This is a genomic window from Tahibacter caeni, from assembly GCF_024609805.1.
In the GTDB taxonomy this organism is placed as follows: Bacteria; Pseudomonadota; Gammaproteobacteria; order Xanthomonadales; family Rhodanobacteraceae; genus Tahibacter; species Tahibacter caeni.
In genome coordinates this window covers 1-4889 of record NZ_JANFVR010000345.1, presented here as the reverse complement: position 1 = coordinate 4889, position 4889 = coordinate 1, and the positions used below count along the sequence as shown (strand labels likewise).

Here is a 4889-nt window from a genome sequence, read left to right as displayed (position 1 = left end):
CAGCGCGGCCGAGCTCGGCGCCGCGGCGGCGCGCGACGCCCTGGCCGCGGCCGGGCTGGAGCTCGCCGACGTCGACCTGCTGATGGCCGCCAGCGCGACCATGGACCAGGCCATGCCCTGCAATGCGGCGCTGATCCATCGCGAGCTCGGCGAAGCCGCGCGCGGCCTGCCCGCGTTCGACGTCGGCGCGAGCTGTCTGGGCTTCCTCGTCGCGCTCGACACGGCGAGCGCGCTGATCGCCGCCGGCCGCTATCGCCGCGTGCTGGTCGTCGCGGCCGACATCGCCTCCTGCGGGCTGGACTGGACGCATCTCGAAGCCAGCGCGATCTTCGGCGACGGCGCCGCGGCGTTCGTCGTCGACGGCGACGAAACCGGCAATGCGGCACAGGCGCCGGCCGGACTGCTCGCCGCGTCGTTCGCGACCTACAGCGAAGGCGCGCATTTCTGCGAGATCCGCGGCGGCGGCTCGCGCCATCACCCGAGCCGCATCGACGAACCGTTCGCGCCGCTGGCGCAGTTCCGCATGGACGGCCAGGCCGTGTTCCGTCTGGCCGCGCGCCATCTCGGCGAGTTCATCGACGCGCTGCTCGCGCGCGCCGGCCTCGAACGCGGCGCGATCGATCTCGTCGTGCCGCATCAGGCCAGCCGCCACGGCCTGGATTTCCTCGCGCGGCTGCTGCGCCTGCCGGCCGCGCGCCTCGTCGACATCTTCGCGACCCACGGCAACCAGGTCGCCGCGTCGCTGCCGAGCGCACTGCATGCGGCGCGCGCCGACGGACGCCTGCAGGCCGGCATGAACGTGCTGCTGATCGGCACCGGCGCCGGCGTCAGCCTGGGCGGCCTGGTGTTGCGGAGCTGAGCCATGATCGGAGCCGCGCCGCGCATCGAGGTGCATCTGCTGCAGGTCGGCCGTTGCCGCCATCCCGAATGGATCACCCTGCGCGGCGGCCGCTGGAGCGCCGCGGAGTTTCCGGCGCTGAGCGCGCTGCTGATCCATCCGACGCATGGCGCGCTGCTCTACGACACGGGCTATGCGGCGCATTTCGACGCGGCCACGGCGCGCTTCCCCGAATGCGTCTACCGCTGGATCACGCCGGTGCAGCTCGCGCCGGCGCAGACCCTGCAGCACCAGCTCGCCGCGCGCGGCGTCGCGCTCGGCGACGTCCGCCGCGTGCTGATCTCGCACTTGCATGCGGACCACGTCGCCGGGCTGCGCGATCTGCCGAATGCGCGCTTCAGCGCATTGCGCGGCGAGATCGCCGGACTGGCCGGCCTGTCGCGCCTGCGCGGCCTGACCCGCGCGATATTGCCGGCGCTGCTGCCGGCGGATTTCGCCGCGCGGCTGGACTATGCCGACGACGCGCCCGGCGTCGCGCTCGGCCCGCTGTGGGCGCCGTTCGACTTCGGCCATGACCTGCTCGGCGACGGCAGCCTGCTCGCCGTGCCGCTGCCGGGCCACAGCCGCGCGCAGATGGGACTGCTGCTGCGCGACCGCGACGACCGGCCGCTGCTGCTCGCCGCCGACGCCTGCTGGTCGGCGCGCGCGTGGCGCGAGCAGCGCATGCCGTCCTTGCTCGCACGGCCGTTGATGCACGACTGGCAGGCCTATCGCGCGACCCTGGCCGGGCTGCAGGCGGTCGCGCGGCGCCAGCCTGAGCTCCTGATCGTGCCGTCGCATTGCGCCGAGACTTTGCAGGCCTATGCGCCGGCGACGGCGAGGGCGGCCGCATGAAGCGCATCCTGCTGACCGGCGCGTCGGGCTTCATCGGCACCGCGCTGCTCGAACGCTTCGCCGGCCGCGAGGATCTGCGCTGGCACGGCATAGGCCGGCGCGCGCTCGCGCGGGCGGACTACAGCGCGATCGACCTGTCGCGGCCGTTCGATCTGGATTTCCGCGCCGACGTCGTGATTCATGCGGCCGCGCGCTCGTCGCCCTGGGGCACGCGCGCCGAGTACGAGCGCCATAACGTGGCCGCGACGCGCGAGCTGCTGGACTGGTGCCGCCGCAACGGCCTGCCGCGAATCGTCTATGTGTCCTCGAGTTCGGTGTTCTATCGCGACGAGGACCAGTTCGGCCTGACCGAGGACAGCCCGATAGGCCCGGCCTTCGTCAACGACTATGCCGCGACGAAGTATGCCGGCGAACGGCTCGTCGCCGGGTACGAGGGTTCCTGGGTCATCGCGCGGCCGCGCGCCGTGTTCGGCCCCGGCGACACGGTGCTGTTCCCGCGCATCCTGCGCGCGGCGCGACAGGGCCGGCTGCCGCTGATCGACACCGGCGGCGCGCCGGCGATCGGCGACCTGATCTACATCGAGACCTTGTGCGACTACCTGCTGGCGCTCGCGTTGCGCGACGACCTCTCCGGCAGCTACAACCTGACCAATGCCGCGCCGGTCGCGATCCAGGATTTCCTGCTGGCCGCATTCGAGCAGCTCGGCCTGCCGCGGCCGCAGCGGCGCGTGTCGCTGCGCATCGCGCGCGCGGCGGCGGCGGCCGGCGAATGGATCTATCGCCTGCTGCGCCTGTCCGGAGAGCCGCCGATCACGCGATTCGGCGTCGCGGTGTTCACGCAGTCCAAGACCTTCGACGTCACGCGCGCGCTGCGCGATCTGGGTCCGCCGTCGGTGTCGCTCGCCGACGGCGTCGAGCGCTTCGTCGCCTGGCAGCGCACGCAATGCTGAGCCTCGTGCTCGCGCCGGCGCTGGCCTATGCGGCGCTGCTGTCCGCCAAGATTCTGCTCGCGCTGCGCCGCGGCGCGCCGCCGCCCGGCACCGCCGTCGCTCCGTCGACGACGATCGTGCAGCCGATACTCGGAGGCGATCCGGCGCTGTCCGACGTGCTCGCGCGCAACCTGCGCGCGCTGCCGCACTGCCGTTTCCTCTGGCTGCTCGACACCGACGACGCGGTCGGCCGCGACGTCGCGCAAGGCCTGTGCGAACGCCTTCCGGACGTCGCGATCACGTGCCTGGTGCTGCCGCCGGCGCCGGCCGGACACAATCCGAAGATGCACAAGCTCGCGCTCGCGCAGCCGTACCTCGCGACACCGCATTTCGTCGTGCTCGACGACGACACCGAGCTGCCGGCCGCGAGCCTCGCCGCGCTGCTCGCCGCGCTCGACGACGCCGATCTCGCGACCGGCCTGCCCTGCTATCTCGACGACGGCCGCTTCGCCTCGCGCCTGCTCGCCCAGTTCGTCGACAACAATGCGGCGCTGACGTATCTGCCGCTGCTGAATTTCTGGCCGCCGCCGAGCATCAACGGCATGGGCTATGCGCTGCGCGGGGACGCATTCGCGCGCATGGGCGGCTTCGCGCCGCTGACCCGGCAGCTGACCGACGATCTCGCCGTCGCGAGGCGGCTGCAGGCCTGCGGCGGGCGCATCGTTCAAAGCACCGCGCCGCTGTTCGTGCGCACGAGCGTGCGCGACCTGCGTCACTACGCGCAGCTGCTGCACCGCTGGTTCCTGTTCGCACTGCTGCTCTTGCAGCACCAGCCATCCGCGCTGCGCGCGAGCATCCTGCTGCTACACGGCCTGCCGCCGCTGCTGCTGTGGACGACGCTGGTCGCGGCCGCCGTCGCGACGCGGCCGGCGGCGCTGGTCGCGATCGCCGCGCTGCTCGCGCTGCGCAGCGTCGGCCTGCGCGCGGTGCAGCGGCATTTCACCGGCGCGACGCGGCACCGGTTCGCGCCGTCGCTGATCGCCGAGCTGTTGCAGCCGCTGCATGCGCTGCACGCGCTGCTGCAGCGGCGCATCCGCTGGCGCACGCGGCACTACCGCGTGCACACCAACGACGACTTCGAGCCGGTCGCATGACTCCGCGCTGGCAGGTCGCGTTCCTGACGGGCCAGAGCGATCCGCAGGGCTGCGCATTGAGTCCGTCGCAGCAACGCTTCGTCGCGGCGTTCGCCGCGAGCGCCGCGGTCGACCGCAACTTTCCGTACGCCGACGACACGCCGGCGTTCCGCGCCGTGCCGCTGTGGCGCGCGAGCATCGCGAACGCGCGGCAGTACCTGGACTCGCGCGGCGTCGCGTTCCGCCGCCGCCATCGGCCCGCCGTCGAAGCGCTGCTCGCGCGCCGCGATCGCAGCCTGCTGCTCGCCGGCAGCTGCGGCCTCGAGCTGCTCGTCAACCTGCAACTGCCGCGCGACCTGCTGGATCGCGTCGCCGTGTTCGCCTACGGCCCGGTCGCACGCCGCCGGCCCGACTGCGACTGCCTGCTGCTGCAGGGCCATCGCGACCTGCTGTCGCGCTGGTATTTTCCGCAGGCCGACGTGCGCGTCGCAGCCGGGCACATGGACTATCTCGCCCAGGCCGACGTGTTGCAGCACTGCCGCGCCTTTTTCGCCGCGCGGCAGGCAGCGGCATGAACCGCGTCGCGCTCGTCGCGCCGCCGTTCAGCGGTCATCTGCATCCGCTGCTCGGCATCGGCCGCGCGCTGGCCGGCACGGCCGAAGTCCGCGTGTTCAGCAGCGCCGCCGCGCAGGCCGCGATCGCCGGTGCCGACCTTGCCGGCGTAACCCTGCTGCCCGGCGCCGACACGGCGATCGCCGCGATCGCGAACCCGCCGCGGCGCGCCGGCAGCAACCCGCTGCGCCTGCATGCGCAGCTGCGCGCGAATCTCGCGCTGATGCAGCGCTTCCGCAGCGAGCTCGCCGCGGCCCTGCAACACTGGACGCCGCAATTGCTGATCGCCGATTTCACCTTGCCGGTCACCGGCAGCGTCGCGCGCGCGCTGCGGATTCCCTGGTGGACGAGCCTGCCCTCGCCCTGCGTGCTCGAAGCGCCCGGCGGGCCGCCGGCCTATCTCGGCGGCTGGCAGCCGCGCGCCGGTCTGCGCGGGCGCCTGCGCGACGCGCTCGGCCGCGGCGCGGTCCGCACGTTCAAGCG

6 protein-coding genes are annotated in these 4889 nt (G+C 73.1%); all 6 read left to right on the top strand.

The genetic code is table 11. The features are described from left to right. On the top strand, window positions 1–859 hold an 859-nt coding region (locus NON22_RS20400; protein WP_257388820.1), incomplete at its 5' end, for a 3-oxoacyl-[acyl-carrier-protein] synthase III C-terminal domain-containing protein. 3 nt (window positions 860–862) lie between these two features. Continuing rightward, entirely contained in the window at window positions 863–1732 is an 870-nt protein-coding gene (locus NON22_RS20395) for an MBL fold metallo-hydrolase (protein ID WP_257388818.1), read from the top strand. Continuing rightward, entirely contained in the window at window positions 1729–2682 is a 954-nt protein-coding gene (locus tag NON22_RS20390; protein ID WP_257388816.1) for an NAD-dependent epimerase/dehydratase family protein, read from the top strand. The genes NON22_RS20395 and NON22_RS20390 overlap by 4 nt, the downstream gene beginning before the upstream one ends. Beyond that, a complete protein-coding gene (locus NON22_RS20385) occupies window positions 2676–3815 on the top strand; it encodes a glycosyltransferase (protein WP_257388815.1) in 1140 nt (379 codons plus the stop codon). Before NON22_RS20390 ends, NON22_RS20385 begins: the two co-directional genes overlap by 7 nt. Then, a complete protein-coding gene (locus NON22_RS20380) occupies window positions 3812–4369 on the top strand; it encodes a hypothetical protein (protein WP_257388814.1) in 558 nt (185 codons plus the stop codon). Before NON22_RS20385 ends, NON22_RS20380 begins: the two co-directional genes overlap by 4 nt. Beyond that, on the top strand, window positions 4366–4889 hold a 524-nt coding region (locus NON22_RS20375), incomplete at its 3' end, for a glycosyltransferase family protein (RefSeq protein WP_484600510.1). The genes NON22_RS20380 and NON22_RS20375, both read left to right, overlap by 4 nt.

What these genes read in the sequence shown, in the direction of transcription:
- NON22_RS20395 (WP_257388818.1), top strand. Translation starts at nt 863, where the DNA reads ATGATCGGAGCCGCGCCGCGCATCGAGGTGCATCTGCTGCAGGTCGGC.
- NON22_RS20390 (WP_257388816.1), top strand. Translation starts at nt 1,729, where the DNA reads ATGAAGCGCATCCTGCTGACCGGCGCGTCGGGCTTCATCGGCACCGCG.
- NON22_RS20385 (WP_257388815.1), top strand. Translation starts at nt 2,676, where the DNA reads ATGCTGAGCCTCGTGCTCGCGCCGGCGCTGGCCTATGCGGCGCTGCTG.
- NON22_RS20380 (WP_257388814.1), top strand. Translation starts at nt 3,812, where the DNA reads ATGACTCCGCGCTGGCAGGTCGCGTTCCTGACGGGCCAGAGCGATCCG.